Annotated in this window: 1 protein-coding gene; it reads left to right on the top strand. The window is 71.5% G+C overall.

Features of this window, described 5'->3' with window-relative positions:
- The first annotated feature begins 54 nt into the window (after nt 1-54).
- Nucleotides 55-17,019, top strand: a complete 16,965-nt coding sequence (locus EGT67_RS24625) for a non-ribosomal peptide synthase/polyketide synthase (protein ID WP_127918745.1) — start codon at nt 55-57, stop codon at nt 17,017-17,019.
- The last annotated feature ends 47 nt before the right edge of the window (nt 17,020-17,066 follow it).

Raw genomic sequence — 17,066 nt, forward strand, 5'->3', positions numbered from 1 at the left:
CTCCCCCGAATCACGCGGTCTCAGTCGAGGTAGATGTCGGGAGGACGAAAACACATGGCGGCGAACAACGCTGGAGTCGGCGCGATGACGGTGGAGGACCTGCCCCGGTTGCTCGCCGGGGTGGCCTCGGTCGAGCCCGAGCGAGTCGCACTCGTACTCGGCGACTCGACGGTCACCTACGTGCAGCTGAAGTCCGAGATCGAGACGCTCGACGCCGCGATGGGCGGCGTGCTCGGGATCGACTCGCTGGTGCCCGTCGTGCTCTCCAACCTGGTTCCGGGCCTGCTCGAGTCGGCCGAGCACGGGGGACTGTCGGGTGTGCTCGATCGCCTGTTCGCGGACGCCGCCGAGGTCCTCGGCGACGGTGCGTCCGCACCTGCGCCGACCGCCGACACGCTCGCGTCGCTCTTCGATCTCCAGGTTGCCGCGACTCCCGACGCGGTGGCTCTCGAGTTCGACGGCGAGTCCCTGACCTACGCCGAGTTCGACGCCCGCGCCAACCGCCTCGCCCGGCACCTGATCTCGCTCGGCGTCGGCCCGGATTCGATGGTGGGCCTCGGCATCCGCCGTTCGTTCGACCTCCTGGTCGGGATGTACGCGATCATCAAGGCCGGCGGCGCGTACGTCCCGCTCGACCCCGACCACCCGGCCGATCGTCTCGGCTACGTGCTCGACATCGCCTGCCCGACCGTGATCCTCACGACCACCCGGGACGGGCTGACGGTCGATACCGCGACGCCCGTTCTCTCGATCGACACCCTGGACCTCGACGGACTCTCGGCCGACCCGGTCACCGACGACGACCGACTCGCGCCGCTGTCGGAGGACAACGTCGCCTACGTGATCTTCACATCCGGCTCCACCGGCCGCCCCAAGGGCGTGGCGGTGGGGCACCGTGCGATCGTCGCCAACCTGCGGTGGCGGCAGAGCATGTACCCGATGACCGCCGCCGACGTGGTGCTGCAGAAGACGCCGTTCACGTTCGACGTGTCGGTGTGGGAGTTCTTCTGGCCGTTGCAGGCCGGTGCGCGCCTGGTGATCGCCGCCCCGGACGGGCACCGCGATCCGGCGTACCTCGCGCGGATCATGGTCGATCGTGGTGTGACCGTTGCGCACTTCGTGCCGTCGATGCTGTCGGTGTTCGTTGGCGAGCCGACCGCAAGCACCGTCACCACCCTGCGCAACGTGTTCGCGTCCGGTGAGGCCCTGCCGCCGCAGACCGCCGCGCGGTTCCGGGAGATCTCGGGTGCGGCGCTGCACAACCTGTACGGCCCCACCGAGGCTGCCGTCGACGTCACCTACCACGAGGCGACCGCCGCCGACACCGCGACGGTGCCGATCGGTCGCGCCGTCGCCGACACCGACCTGTACGTCCTCGACGAGGGCCTGCGCCGCACTCCGGTCGGTTCCGAGGGCGAGCTGTACCTTGCGGGCGTCCAGTTGGCGCGCGGCTACCTGCAGCGACCGGACCTGACCGCCGACCGGTTCGTCGCCGACCCGTACGGCGCGCCCGGTGACCGCATGTACCGCACCGGTGACCTCGTGAAGATCGGGGCCTCCGGCGAGCTGGAGTACGTGGGCCGCACCGACTTCCAGGTGAAGCTGCGCGGTCTGCGCATCGAACTCGGGGAAATCGAGTCGGCACTGCTCGACCACGACGCGGTGTCGCAGTCCGTCGTGATCGTCCACTCGGACCCCGACCTCGGCGACCACCTGGTGGCGTACGTCGTCACCGACGGCGGCGCGCCGGTCGACCGCGACGAACTCGCGGCCGCGGTGGGTGCCCGCTTGCCGGAGTACATGATTCCGTCGCTGTTCGTCGCGCTGGCCGAGTTCCCGCTGAACGCCAGCGGCAAGCTCGACCGCAAGGCACTTCCCGCGCCGGACTTCTCGTCGCTCGCCCGCGAGTACCGGGCCCCGAGCACGCCGACCGAGGAAAGGCTCGCGGCGACCTTCGCGGAGGTCCTCGGCGCCGAGCGCATCGGCGTCGACGACGACTACTTCGCGCTCGGCGGCAACTCGCTCAGTGCCACCCGCGTCCTGGCCCGCGTCAGTGCCGACCTCGGCATCCGTATCGACGTCCGCGACTTCTTCGACGCACCGACCGTCGCACAGCTGGCGTCGCTGGTCGACGCCCTCGTCGCGGCGGGTGGGGACACCCGCGCGCCGCTGGTCGCGCAGGCCCGCCCCGAGACGGTTCCGCTGTCGCTCGCGCAGCAGCGGATGTGGTTCCTCAACCGGTTCGACACCGCGTCCGCGGTCAACAACATCGTCGTCGCGATCCGCCTGTCGGGCGCCCTGGACGTCGACGCGCTGCGCGGCGCCGTCGCCGACGTCGTCGAGCGCCACGAGGCACTGCGGACCGTCTTCCCCGAGCACGACGGTTCGGCGCACCAGGTGATCCTCCCGGCCGATGCGGCCGCCGTGGAACTCGACGCGGTGCCGGTGGACGAGTCGGACGTCGCCGCCGCTGTCGCCGAGACCATCTCGAGCGGATTCGACGTCACCGCCGAGGTGCCGCTGCGGGTGCGCCTGCTCGCGGTCGCGCCCACCGAGCACGTGCTCGTGGTCGTCGTCCACCACATCAGCGCCGACGGCTTCTCGATGGGCCCGCTCACCCGCGACATCGTCACTGCGTACGCGGCCCGCTCGGCCGGTGCCGCCCCGACGTGGGCGCCGCTCGCGGTGCAGTACGCCGACTTCGCGCTGTGGCAGCGCGAGATCCTCGGCAGCGAGGACGACCCGGAATCGCTCATCGCTCGCCAGGTGGACTACTGGCGCGGCGCGCTCGCCGACCTGCCCGACCGTCTCGACCTGCCCGCGGATCGCCCGCGGCCGACGGTGGCGACGAACGCCGGTGCGTCGTACCGGTTCTCGATCGACGCGGACCTGTCGTCTCGGCTCGATGCCGTCGCGCGCGAGCACGGCGCGACCACGTTCATGGTGGTTCACGCGGCGCTGTCGGTGCTGCTGGCCCGGCTGAGCGGCACGTCGGACATCGTGATCGGCACCCCGGTCGCGGGCCGTGGTGAGGCCGCGCTCGACGACCTGATCGGCATGTTCGTGAACACCCTCGTCCTGCGCGCCGAGGTGCCGGCCGAGCGGTCGTTCGCCGACCTGCTGGCGGCGGTCCGCGCCTCCGACCTCGAGGCGTTCGCCCACGCCGACGTGCCCTTCGAGCGCCTGGTCGAGGTGCTGGGCCCCGCGCGCTCCCAGGCACGGCACCCGCTGTTCCAGGTGGTGCTGTCGTTCCAGAACATGGACCGCACCGAGCTCGTGCTGGGCGACCTGACCGTCGCGGGCGTCGACTTCGATGCCGCCGTCGCCAAGTTCGACCTGGCCGTCACCCTGGCCGAGTCCGATTCGGGGGCAAGCGGTCTGGATGTGGACCTCACGTACGCGACCGACCTGTTCGACGAGTCGACGATGCGCACGTTCGCCGACCGCTTCGTGCGGGTGCTGGCGGCCGTGGCCGCCGACGCCGACGTGGTCGTCGGCGACATCGACGTCCTCGACGCGACCGAGTCGTCCGCGCTGACCGCCGCGACCGACGGCACCGGCCCGGAACCGGTGCTGCTGCCGCAGATCCTCGCGGCCGCCGCGAGCACGGATCCGTCGTCGGTCGCGCTCGTCGCGGCCGACGAGACGGTGACCTACCGCGAACTGGACGAGCGCTCGTCCCGGCTGGCGCGGGCCCTGATCGCGCGGGGCGCCGGACCCGAGGACGTGGTCGCGATCGCGCTGACCCGCTCGATCGAATCCGTCGTCGCCGTGTGGGCCGTCGCGAAGACCGGTGCCGCGTTCGTGCCCGTCGACCCGCACTACCCGGCGGACCGGGTGGCGCACATGGTCTCGGACTCGCGCGCGGTCCTCGGCGTCACGCTCGCCGAGCACGCGCCGGGCCTGCCGGCCGCGCTGCCGTGGCTCGTGCTCGACGACCAGTCGACGGCGGCGGAGATCGCCTCGGCGTCGTCCGCGCCGGTGACCGACGCGGACCGGGTGCGCCCGCTGCGCGTCGCCGATCCCGCCTACGTCATCTACACGTCGGGGTCGACGGGTGTGCCGAAGGGCGTGGTGGTGACGCACGCCGGTCTGGCGGCGTTCGCGGCCGAGCAGGTGGAGCGGTACGGCGTCGAGTCGGGTTCGCGGACTCTGCATTTCGCGTCGCCGAGCTTCGACGCGTCGATCCTCGAGCTGTTGATGGCGTTCGGTGCGGGGGCGACGATGGTGGTCGCGCCCACGTCGATCTACGGCGGTGTCGAGCTGGCCGATCTGCTGGCGACGCAGCGCGTGACGCACGCGTTCGTGACGCCGGCGGCGCTGGCGTCGGTGGATCCGGCCGGTCTGGACGCGCTGGGTGCGGTCGTCGTCGGCGGCGAGGCGTGCTCGGCTGATCTGGTGGCCCGCTGGGCGACCGGTGGCCGGCGGATGTTCAACGCGTACGGCCCCACCGAGGCGACCGTGGCCTCCAACATCTCCGACGCGCTGGTGCCGGGCGAGGCCGTCACGATCGGTCGCGCGATCCGCGGGGCCACCGCGTACGTGCTCGATTCCCGCCTGCGGCCCGTACCCGCCGGCGTGCCCGGTGAGCTCTATCTCGCCGGCACCGGTGTGGCGCGCGGCTATCTCGGTCGTCCCGCGCTCACCGCGGAACGGTTCGTGGCGAACCCGTTCGGGGAGCCCGGCTCCCGCCTGTACCGCACCGGCGACGTCGTCCGCGCGAGCGCCGACCGGGTGATCGAGTACGTCGGCCGCGCCGACGACCAGGTGAAGCTGCGCGGCTTCCGCATCGAACTCGGCGAGATCGAGTCGGTCCTGTCCGCCCACGAGGCCGTGGCCCAGGTGGCGGTCCTGGTGATCCGTGAGCAGTTGGTGGCGTACGTCGCCGCGGCCGACGGCCGATCGGTCGACGCCGCCGAACTGAAGGAGTTCGCGGCCCGCTCGCTCACGTCGTACATGGTGCCGGCGGCAGTGCTGGTGCTGGAGCGCCTCCCGCTCTCGGGCAGCGGCAAGCTCGACCGGAAGGCGTTGCCGGAACCGGAGTTCGAGACGGCGGAGTTCCAGGCGCCCGCCACGCCCGCCGAGCAGGCGGTCGCGTCGGTGTTCGCGGAGGTCCTCGACGCCCCACAGGTGGGACGCGGCGACGACTTCTTCGCGCTCGGAGGCAACTCGCTCCTGGCCACGCAGGTGGCGGCGCGTCTCGGCGCGGCCCTCGGCACCACGATTCCGGTTCGCGTGCTTTTCGACGCCTCGACCGTCGAAGCCCTCGCGGCCCGGGTCTCCGCTTCGACCGCGGGTAGGGCGAAGGCCCTCGCCGCCGGTCCCCGTCCCGACCGGATCCCGCTCTCGCTCGCACAGCAGCGCATGTGGTTCCTGAACCGGTTCGAACCGGAGTCGGCGGTGAACAACATCCCGCTCGGGATCCGGCTGTCCGGAGCGCTCGACGTCGAATCCCTCTCGGCGGCGATCGGTGACGTCCTCGAGAGGCACGAGTCGCTGCGCACCGTGTTCCCGGAGGTCGACGGCATCGGCTACCAGTCGATCCGGCCGGTGTCCGAGATCGCGGCGGCGGTGTCGGCGGAACCGATCGCCGAGTCCGAGTTGCCGGCGCACATCGAGCAGATGGTCACCGCCGGCTTCGACCTGACCACCGACATCCCCGTACGGGTGCGCCTGTTGGCCGTGTCGCCCACCGAGCACGTGCTCGTCCTCGTGGTGCACCACATCGCGGCCGACGGATTCTCGATGGGCCCCCTGACCCGCGACGTCGTGACGGCGTACGCGGCGCGGACGAACGGTCACCTCCCGGCCTGGACGCCGCTCGCGGTGCAGTACGCCGACTACACGCTGTGGCAGCGCGACGTCCTCGGTTCCGAGGACGATCCCGAGTCGGCGATCTCCCGGCAGATCGGGTACTGGACGACGGCGCTGGACGGTCTGCCCGGTCAGCTCGACCTGCCGTCCGACCGTCCCCGTCCCGCGGCAGCCTCCAACCGCGGTGCCTCGCACCGTTTCACGATCGGATCCGAGCTGCGCGCAGCGATCGACTCGGTTGCGGCGGCACACGGTGCCACGCCGTTCATGGTGGTGCACGCGGCGCTGTCGGTGCTGCTGGCGCGGTTGAGCGGTACCTCGGACATCGCGGTCGGCACGCCGGTCGCGGGCCGCGGCGAGGCGGCGCTCGACGACCTGATCGGTATGTTCGTCGGCACCCTGGTGCTGCGGGCCGACGTCCGATCGGATCGCACGTTCACCCAGTTGCTCACCGACGTTCGGGCCTCGGACCTCGCCGCGTTCGATCACGCCGACCTGCCGTTCGAGCGACTCGTCGAGATCCTCGACGTCGAGCGTTCGCAGTCGCGCCACCCCCTGTTCCAGGTGATGCTGACCCTGCAGAACCTCGGGCAGGCCGCCCTCGAGCTTCCGCGCCTGACCGTGTCCGGGGTGGACCTCGACTCCGCCGTCGCGAAGTTCGACCTGCAGGTGACCCTGTCGGAGGCGGCGTCGGACGGGCTGTCCGTGGACCTGACCTACGCCACGGATCTGTTCGACGAGCCCACGATGCGTTCGTTCGGCGAGCGTTTCGTGCGGGTCCTGGAATCGGTGACGGCGGATCCGGACGTCGTGGTCGGCGACGTGGAGTTGTTGGACGGCGCGGAGCGGACGCAGGTTCTGGGCGAGTGGAACGCGACCGCACATGCGGTGTCGGATGCGACGCTGGTGGATCTGTTCGAGCAGCAGGTCGTCCGGACGCCGGACGCGACGGCCGTGGTGTCCGCGGCGGAGACACTGACCTACGGCGAATTCGCCGCCCGGGTGCGGCGTCTCGCCCGTCACCTGATCGACCTCGGAGTGGGCCCCGAATCGCTGGTGGCGGTCGCGATGGGGCGCTCGGTGGATCTGCTCGTCGCGGTTCACGCGGTGCTGGCCGCCGGTGGCGGTTACGTTCCGCTCGATCCGGACCAGCCCGCCGAGCGGACCGGGTACGTGCTCGAGGCCGCGCGCCCGGTGCTGGTGCTGAGCACGACCGGCGACGCGGGCGTCGAGGCCGGCGGGGTCCCGGTGGTCGACGTGGACACGCTCGACTTGTCCGCATACTCGGAGGCGCCGATCGCCGACGCCGACCGGTCGGCGCCGCTGCGGGCCGCCTCGGCGGCGTACGTGCTGTTCACGTCGGGCTCGACCGGGCGGCCGAAGGGCGTGACCGTGCCCCACGCGGCGGTCGTGAATCTGTCGTCGTGGATGCAGGCCGAGTACGCGCTCGGCGCGGTCGACCGGGTGCTGCTGAAGACACCGTTCACGTTCGACGCGTCGGTGTGGGAGTTGTTCTGGCCGTTGCAGACCGGTGCGAGCGTGGCGGTGGCGTCGCGGGATGCGCATCGGGATCCGGCCGCCCTGGCCCGGGCGATCCGCGAGCAGGCGGTGACGGTGGCCCAGTTCGTGCCGTCCGTCCTGGACGCGACGATCGACCATCTGGACGCGGCCGCGGCGGCGTCGCTCACCCGGGTGTTCTGCGGTGGTGAAGCGTTGTCGCCGCGCACCGTGTCGCGGCTGCACCGGGTGACCGGCGCGTCGGTGCACAACGTCTACGGGCCGACCGAGGTGACCGTGCAGGCGACCCGGCACGAGGTGGGGGCGTCGGACGTCGCCGGCGTACCGATCGGTGCCCCGGTGTGGAACACCGCTGCCTACGTGCTGGATTCGCGGTTGCGTCCGGTGCCGGCCGGCGTTCCGGGCGAGCTCTACCTCGCGGGTGCGCAGGTCGCGCGGGGGTACGTCCACCGCGCGGATCTGACGGCGGAGCGGTTCGTGGCCGACCCGTTCGGTGCCGCCGGCGAGCGGATGTACCGCACCGGCGACCTGGTGCGCTGGGGCGCGTCGGGCGAGCTGGAGTACCTCGGCCGCACCGACTTCCAGGTGAAGCTGCGGGGTCTGCGGATCGAACTCGGCGAGATCGAATCGGCGCTGCTGGCCCAGGAGCCGATCCGGCAGGCCGCGGTGCTGGCCAGGTCCGATCGGTTGGTCGCGTACGTGGTGGCCGACCAAGGGCTGGACACGGCCGCGGTCACGGCCGAGCTGTCGCGGTCGCTGCCGTCGTACATGGTCCCGTCGACGTTCGTCGTGCTGGACGCGTTCCCGCTGAACGCGTCGGGCAAGGTGGATCGGCGCGCGCTGCCCGAGCCGGTGCTCGAGGCCCGCGAGTTCCGGGCACCGACGTCGCCGGTGGAGGAGATCGTCGCGGGCGTGTTCGGCGGCGTCCTCGGCGTCGACCGGGTGGGCCTGGATGACGACTTCTTCGCGCTCGGCGGCAACTCGCTGGTCGCGACGCAGGTCGCCGCCCGGCTGGGCGCGGCGCTGGACGCGCAGGTGCCGGTCCGGGTGCTGTTCGAGGCGCCCACGGTGGAGGCGCTGGCGGCACGGGTCGCGCGGCTCGGATCCGGTGGCCGGACGCCGCTGGTCCCGCAGGACCGCCCGGCCCGGATCCCGCTGTCGCTCGCGCAGCAGCGCATGTGGTTCCTGAGCCGGCTGGATCCGGACTCGGCGGTCAACAACGTCCCGGTCGCCATCCGGCTCACCGGGGATCTCGACACCGCGGCGCTGCGTGGCGCGCTCGGCGACGTCCTCGGACGGCACGAGTCGCTGCGCACGGTGTTCCCGGACGTCGACGGGGTGGGCACGCAGGTGATCCTGCCCGCCGACACCGTCGCGCCGGACCTCACGCCGGTGGCGGTGTCCGAGACCGAACTGGTCTCGCGGATCGGGGCCCTCGCCACCGCCGGCTTCGACCTCTCCGCCGACGTACCGGTGCGCGCCGAGTTGTTCCGGGTCGCACCGGACCAGCACGTCCTCGTCATCGTGGTGCACCACATCGCGGCGGACGGCTTCTCGATGGGACCGCTGACCCGCGACGTGATCGTCGCCTACGCGGCCCGCACGGCGGGGGAGGCGCCGGGCTGGGCGCCGCTCGCGGTGCAGTACGCCGACTACGCGCTGTGGCAGCGGGCGACCCTCGGCAACGAAGACGACCCGGAGTCGCTGATCGCCCGGCAGGCCGAATTCTGGACGTCGGCGCTCGCCGGTCTGCCCGAGCAGCTGGACCTACCGTCGGATCGCCCGCGTCCGGTCGTGGCATCCAATCGTGGTGCGTCGTACCGCTTCTCGATCGACACCGAGTTGCACGGCGCGATCGACGCGGTGGCGCGCGCACACGGTGCGACGCCGTTCATGGTGGTGCACGCGGCGCTGTCGGTGCTGCTGGCGCGGCTGAGCGGCACCTCCGACATCGCGGTCGGCACCCCGGTCGCGGGCCGCGGCGAGGCCGCGCTCGACGACGTGGTCGGCATGTTCGTCAACACGCTGGTGCTGCGGACCGAGGTCGACGGCGCCCGGTCGTTCGCCGACCTGCTCGGGTCCGTCCGGTCCGTCGACCTCGACGCGTTCGAGCACGCGGACCTGCCGTTCGAGCGTCTCGTCGAGATCCTCGACCCGGAGCGGTCGCAGGCGCGGCACCCGCTGTTCCAGGTGGCGCTGGCGTTCCAGCGGGGCCTGGATGCCGGGCCGCGGACGCTGCCGGGACTCACCGTCTCCGGTGTCGACATCGAGGTGGCGCTGGCGAAGTTCGACCTGCAGGTCACCGTCGCCGACGACACCACGGGATCGGGCCTGGCGGTCGAATTGACCTATGCGACGGACCTGTTCGACGAGCCGACCGTGCGCACGTTCGGGACGCGATTCGTCCGCCTGCTCGCGGCGCTGACGGCGGACCCGGCGGCGCCCGTCGGCGACGCCCCGATCCTCGACGACGACGAGCACGCGCGGCTGACCTCCGTCGACGGCGGCCCGGTGCCGCCGCTGCGCACCCTGGCCGAGATCCTCACCGGTCGAGTCGAGTCGGATCCGGCCGCACCCGCGGTGAGTTGCGACGGGACGACGCTCACCTACCGGGAACTCGACGAACGGTCCAGTGCCCTCGCCCGCGAACTGATCGACCGTGGTGTCGGACCGGAAACGGTTGTGGCGCTGTCGTTCCCGCGCTCGTGGGAGATGGTGCTGTGCGTATGGGCGGTCGCGAAGACCGGTGCCGCCTACGTGCCCGTGGACCCGACCTACCCCGCCGACCGGATCGCCCACATGGTGACCGACTCGGCGGCGGTGCTCGGTATCGCGGACGCGGTCGAGTCCCTGCCCGACGCGGTCTCGTGGTCCTCACTGACCGCACTCGAGCAGGCGGCCTCGGCGGCCGGTCGCTCGACGGCCGCGGTTCGTGACATCGACCGACTTCGGGCGCTGCGCCTCGATCACGTGGCGTACGTCATCTACACCTCGGGTTCGACCGGCAAGCCGAAGGGCGTCGAGGTCACCCACCGCGGACTGTCGGGCCTGGTGAACCAGTCCGCCGAGCTGTACGAGGTGACCGCGGCGGACCGGGTGCTGCACGTCTGCTCGCCGAGCTTCGACCCGTCGGTGCTCGAGTGGGCACTGGCGGCGACCGCCGGTGCCGAACTGGTCGTGGTGCCGCCGTCCATCCTCGGCGGCGACGAGTTGCACGCGCTGCTCGCGGAGCACGCGGTGACGGTCGCGATCATCACGCCGGCGGTGCTCGGGTCGATGGACGCCGAGGGACTCGACGAGCTGCGGCTGCTGTCGGTCGGTGGCGACGCCTCGACCACCGAGCTGCTCGGCCGATGGGCACCCGGGCGCCGCTTCTTCAACGCGTACGGTCCGACCGAGACGACGATCGTCTCCACCCGCGGAGAACTCTTCGCGGGCAAGCCGATCACGATCGGTGGCCCCACCCCGGGTGTCGGCGCGGTGATCCTCGACGCGCGGCTGCGGCCCGTCCCGGTCGGTGTCGCGGGTGAGCTGTACCTCGCGGGCGAGGCCCTGGCCCGTGGCTACCACGGTCGCGCCGAACTGACCGCGGACCGCTTCGTCGCGAACCCGTTCGGCGGTGCCGGGGAGCGGATGTACCGCACCGGTGACGTCGTCCGGTGGGCGGAGGATCCGTCCGGAGACCTGTCCATCGAATACGTGGGACGGTCCGACTTCCAGGTGAAGGTGCGCGGCTTCCGCATCGAACTCGGCGAGATCGACGCGGCGCTCACCGACCATCCGGCGGTGTCGTTCGCGACCACCGTCGGCCACACGCTGCCGTCCGGGCAGACGGCGCTGGTGTCGTACGTGCAGGCCGACGCCGCGGACCCGGCGGTGCTGACGGCCCACGTCGCGTCGCTGCTGCCGTCGTACATGGTGCCGGCGTCGATCATCGTCCTTGACACGGTCCCGCTCACGCCGGTCGGCAAGCTGGACCGGCAGGCGCTGCCGGCGCCGGTGTTCGAGACGAAGGAGTTCCGGGCACCGGGCACCGCGACGGAGGAACTCGTCGCGTCGGTGTTCGCGGACGTCCTCGACGCCCCGCGGGTGGGCCTGGACGACGACTTCTTCGATCTCGGTGGCAACTCGCTCGTCGCGACGCGGGTCGCCTCCCGACTCGGTGCGGCACTGGGCGTGCGCGTGCCCGTGCGTGAGCTGTTCGAGACCTCGACCGTCGAGGCACTCGCGGCGCGGCTCACCGCGCTCTCCGGTGACGGTCGGCCCGCGCTGGTGCCGCAGCCGCGTCCGGAGCGGATCCCGCTGTCGTTGGCGCAGCAGCGGATGTGGTTCCTCAACCGCCTCGATCCCGACTCGGTGGTCGACAACATTCCGCTCGTGCTCCGGCTGACGGGCGCGCTCGATGTCGCGGCGCTGCAGGCCGCGGTCGCCGACGTCGTCGACCGGCACGAGTCCCTGCGCACCGTGTTCGTCGATGTCGACGGCGTCGGGTATCAGGACGTGCGCGCGTCGAACGGGCCGGGGGACCTGCTGCCGCTGGAGGCCGTGGCCGCGGACGCCCTTCCCGGCCGGATCGCCGGACTCGCCGGGACGGGATTCGACCTGACCCGGTCCCTGCCGATGCGGGCGCGGGTGTTCGCGGTGTCGGCCACCGAGCACGTCCTCGTCCTCGTCGTGCATCACATTGCGGCGGACGGCTTCTCGGTCGCACCCCTCGCACGGGACGTGATGACGGCCTACGCGGCCCGCGTCAACGGCGCCGCCCCGGTGTGGGCGCCGCTCGCGGTGCAGTACGCGGACTACACGCTGTGGCAGCGGGCCGCGCTGGGGGCGGACGACGATCCGCAGTCGGTGATCGCCCGCCAGGCCGAGTACTGGAAGACCTCGCTGGCCGGGCTGCCCGAGCAGTTGGATCTGCCCACCGACCGTGCGCGGCCCGCGGTGGCATCGAACCGCGGCGGCGCACACCGGTTCCCGATCGGCGCGGATCTGCGGGCCGCTGTCGATCGGATCGCGCGGGCGCACGGCGCGACGCCGTTCATGGTGGTGCACGCGGCGCTGTCGGTGCTGCTGGCGCGGCTGAGCGGGACGTCGGACATCGCGGTCGGCACCCCGGTCGCCGGTCGCGGCGACGCGGCACTCGACGACCTGGTCGGCATGTTCGTCAACACGTTGGTGCTGCGCACCGAGGTGGACGGCGGCCGCGCGTTCGCCGACCTGCTCGGCGATGTGCGCGCGACCGATCTGGCGGCGTTCGGCCATGCCGACCTGCCGTTCGAGCGTCTGGTCGAGATCCTCGACCCGGCGCGGTCGCAGGGGCGGCATCCGCTGTTCCAGGTAATGCTGACGTTCCAGAACCTGGCGCGCGCCGAGTTCGCACTCGGCGACCTCACCGTCTCCGAGTTCGCGCACGACGACGGGACCGCCAAGTTCGACCTCCAGGTGACGGTCCAAGAAGCCGCCGACGACGGCTACGCGGTGACGCTCACCTACGCCACCGACCTGTTCGACGCGTCGACGATGCGGGTGTTCGGGGAGCGGTTCGTGCGCGTGCTGGAGTCGGTGACGGCGGATCCGGCCGTGGTGGTCGGCGACGTGGAGTTGCTGGAGGGCGCGGAGCGCACGCGCGTTCTGGACGAGTGGAACGCGACGTCGCATGAGGTGCCGGACGCGACGTTGGTGGATCTGTTCGAGGCGCAGGTGGCGCGGACGCCGGATGCGACGGCGCTCGTGTTCGAGGGTGAGTCGCTGACGTACGGCGAGTTCGCGTCCCGCGTGAACCGGACGGCGCGGTTGCTGATCGAGGCCGGTGTGGGCCCGGATTCCCTTGTCGGCCTGGGGATGCGGCGTTCGGTGGATCTGCTGGTGGGCATGTATGCGGTGCTGACCGCGGGTGGCGGGTACGTGCCGGTGGATCCGGATCAGCCGGCGGAACGCAACGGCTACATCCTGGACACCGCGAAACCGGTACTGGTCCTCACGACCTCGCGCGACGGCGGGGACCTGCCCGGCGGCGCACCGGTTGTCGAACTCGACACGGCAGACGTGTCCGGATTCTCGGATGCGCCTGTGGCCGATGCGGATCGTGGTGCACCGCTGCGTGGTTCGAACACGGCGTATGTGATCTTCACGTCGGGTTCGACGGGGCGCCCGAAAGGTGTGGCGGTCGAGCATGCGGCGATCGTGAATCGTTTGGTGTGGATGCAGGCCGAGTACGGTTTGGCGGCTGGCGATGTGGTGTTGCAGAAGACGCCGTTCACGTTCGATGTGTCGGTGTGGGAGTTCTTCTGGCCGTTGCAGGTGGGTGCGCGTCTGGTGATCGCCGCCCCGGACGGTCATCGGGATCCGGGGTATCTGGCGCGGGTGATGGTGGAGCAGTCGGTGACGACGGCGCATTTCGTGCCGTCGATGCTGTCGGTGTTCGTGGCCGAACCTGCGGTGCGTCGGGTCGATTTGCTTCGCCTGGTGTTCGCGTCGGGTGAGGCGTTGCCGGCGCAGACGGCGGCGCGCTTGCGTGACGTGGTGCCGGGTGCGGCGTTGCACAATCTCTACGGTCCGACCGAGGCTGCGGTGGATGTGACGTTCCACGAGGTGACCGGGGCCGATGCGGCAAGTGTGCCGATCGGTGCGCCGGTGTGGAACACGCAGTTGTTCGTCCTGGACGGTCGGCTGTCACCGGTGCCGGTGGGGGTTCCGGGTGAGTTGTATCTGGCGGGTGCGCAGTTGGCGCGCGGGTACGTCGGCCGCAGTGATCTGACGGCGGATCGGTTCGTGGCCAGCCCGTTCGGGAAGGCCGGGGAGCGGATGTACCGCACGGGTGACCTGGTGCGCTGGAACGCGTCGGGCGAACTGGAGTACATCGGGCGCACGGACTTCCAGGTGAAGCTGCGTGGTCTGCGGATCGAGTTGGGCGAGATCGAGTCCGCGCTGCTCGAACTGCCGTCGATCACACAGTCGGTGGTCTTGGTGAAGTCGGACCAGTTGGTTGCCTACGTGGTGGCCGACGGGCCGTTCGATGCCGAGGTCGCGAAGGCCGCGTTGGCGAAGTCGTTGGCGTCGTACATGGTGCCGGCGGTGTTCGTCGTGCTGGACGTGTTCCCGCTGAACGCGTCGGGCAAGTTGGACCGGAAGGCGTTGCCGGAGCCGGTGTTCGAGGCTCGGGACTTCCGGGCGCCGACGTCGCCGGTGGAGGAGATCGTCGCGGGCGTGTTCGCGGAGGTCCTCGGTGTCGACCGTGTGGGGCGCGACGACGACTTCTTCGCGCTGGGCGGCAATTCGCTGGTCGCGACGCAGGTGGTGTCGCGGTTGGGTGCGGCGCTGGACGCGCAGGTGCCGGTGCGGGTGCTGTTCGAGGTGTCGACCGTGGAAGGCGTCGCCGGACACGTCCAGTCCCTCATCGGTGGGGGAGCGCGGCAGGCGTTGACCGCGGGTCCGCGTCCGGAGCGGATTCCGCTGTCGCTCGCGCAGCAGCGGATGTGGTTCCTGAGCCGCCTCGATCCGGAGTCGGCGGCGTACAACATCCCACTCGCGATGCAGCTCACGGGCACCCTCGACACCGAGGCGCTGCGGGCCGCCCTGCGGGACGTGCTGGCGCGGCACGAGGTGCTGCGCACGTACTACCCGGAGGGTCCCGACGGTGCGTACCAGGCGATCCTCCCCGTCGACGGCGTCGACGTGGACCTCGACCCGGTGGCCGTCGAGGGCGAGGCCGACGTGCAGGCGCGGGTGGCCGGACTGCTCGGCCGCGGCTTCGACGTCACCGCCGAAGTTCCGCTGCGCGCCGCACTGTTCCGGCTCTCGGACGCAGTCCACGTGTTCGCGTTCGTGGTCCACCACATCAGCGCCGACGGTGTCTCGATGGCACCGATGGCACGGGACCTGATGGCGGCGTACGCCGCCCGCAGCCAGGGGCAGGCCCCGCAGTGGGCACCGCTCGCGGTGCAGTACGCCGACTACAGCCTGTGGCAGCACGACGTCGTCGGTTCGGCCGACGAGCCGGGAACCGTGGCCGCCGAACAGCTCGAGTTCTGGGTCCGCGCCCTGTCCGGTGCGCCCGATCTGCTCGAGCTGCCGACGGACCGCCCGCGTCCGCCGGTGCAGTCCATGCGGGGCGCCGAGATCGGATTCACGATCCCGGAGGGTCTGCACACCGCGCTCGAATCGATTGCGCGTGAGCAGGGTTCGTCGCTGTTCATGGTCACGCACAGCGCGTTGGCGGTGTTGTTGGCCCGGCTCGGTGGCACCTGGGACGTCACCGTCGGCACCCCGATCGCGGGTCGCGGCGAGGCCGCCCTCGACGACCTGGTCGGCATGTTCGTCAACACGCTGGCGCTGCGCACCGAACTGACGTCGTCGATGACGTTCGCGGAGGTCGTGGCCCGGGCACGGGAGACGGACCTGTCGGCGTTCGCCCACGCGGACATCCCGTTCGAGCGTGTCGTGGAGGCCGTCGCGCCGGCACGCTCGACGGCCCGGCATCCGCTGTTCCAGACGGTGCTGTCGTTCCAGAACCAGCAGCAGGCGGCGCTCGAGCTGCCGGGGCTGACGGTCGACGGCGTCCCCGGCGTCGAGTCGGCGGCGAAGTTCGACCTGCAGTTCACGCTGGTTCCGATGCCGTCCGGCGAACTCGAGGCGCTGCTGACGTACGCCACCGACCTGTTCGACGAGGCGACGGCGCGACTGATCGGACAGCGCTTCGTGCGCGTCCTCGAGGCCGTCGTCGCCGATCCGCGGACCGTGGTGGGCGACATCGAGATCGCGTCCGACGAGGAGCGCGCTCAGCTGCTCGGCGGCTCGGCGTCCGGTCGCGCACCGGCCGATGCGGCCGGTGCGGTGGCGCCGAGCGACACGACGGTGCCGCAGGCGCTGGCGGCGGTGGTCGAGGCGGATCCCGAGGCGCCGGCCGTCTCGGAGGACGGGGAGGAGACCGCCTACAGCGAACTCGCCGCGCGGGCCTCCCGCCTGGCTCGGGTGCTCATCGCCGAGGGCGTGGGTCCCGGCCACCGGGTCCCGGTCGCGCTGCCGCGGTCCGTCGACGCGGTGGTCGCGGTGTGGGCGGTACTCGAGTCCGGTGCGGCGCTCACCCCGGTCGACGTCCGGGACGCGAGCGTGGACGCGTGGTCGGATCTGTCCGATCTGTCCATGAAGGTCGGCATCACGACGTCGACGCACGTCGAGACGCTGCCCGACACGGTGGAGTGGATCGTCCTCGACACCGATGGTGCCCGCATCGACGAGCAGTCCGGCCGACCGGTCACATACGCCGAGCGGATCCGACGCCTCGCGCCCGAGGATCCGGCAGTCGTCACGGCCGACGGAACGCTCACGCTCACCCACGGGCAGGCGGTCGCGCTCGCCGAGCGCGACCGCGAGCGGTACGGCATCACCTACGAATCGCGGACCGTGTGCAGCGAACCGATGACCAGCGTGTGGGCCGTGACGGAACTGCTCGTATCCGCGACCGCGGGTGCCGTGACGGTCGTCACCGAGCTACCGGACGGTAACGCCACCGATGTTCTGGCCGACGAATGGGTGACCCACGCCTTCCTGTCGGGCGCCTGCGTGCAGGACCTCGACGTGGAGGAACTCGAGGATCTCGAGGTTCTGGTGCTGACCGGTGGACGACCCGCCGGGGCGCTCCCGGACGTCGCGCGGGTCGTTGCCGACGCGGAGGCGTGGTCGGTGTGAGGCGATAATGATGGTTTGTTTGCCCGGCGATGTAGGTGTGAGGGAAA

Origin of the sequence: Prescottella agglutinans, from assembly GCF_004011865.1 — a bacterium.
Classification (GTDB): Bacteria; Actinomycetota; Actinomycetes; order Mycobacteriales; family Mycobacteriaceae; genus Prescottella; species Prescottella agglutinans.

What these genes read in the sequence shown, in the direction of transcription:
- EGT67_RS24625 (WP_127918745.1), top strand. Translation starts at nt 55, where the DNA reads ATGGCGGCGAACAACGCTGGAGTCGGCGCGATGACGGTGGAGGACCTG.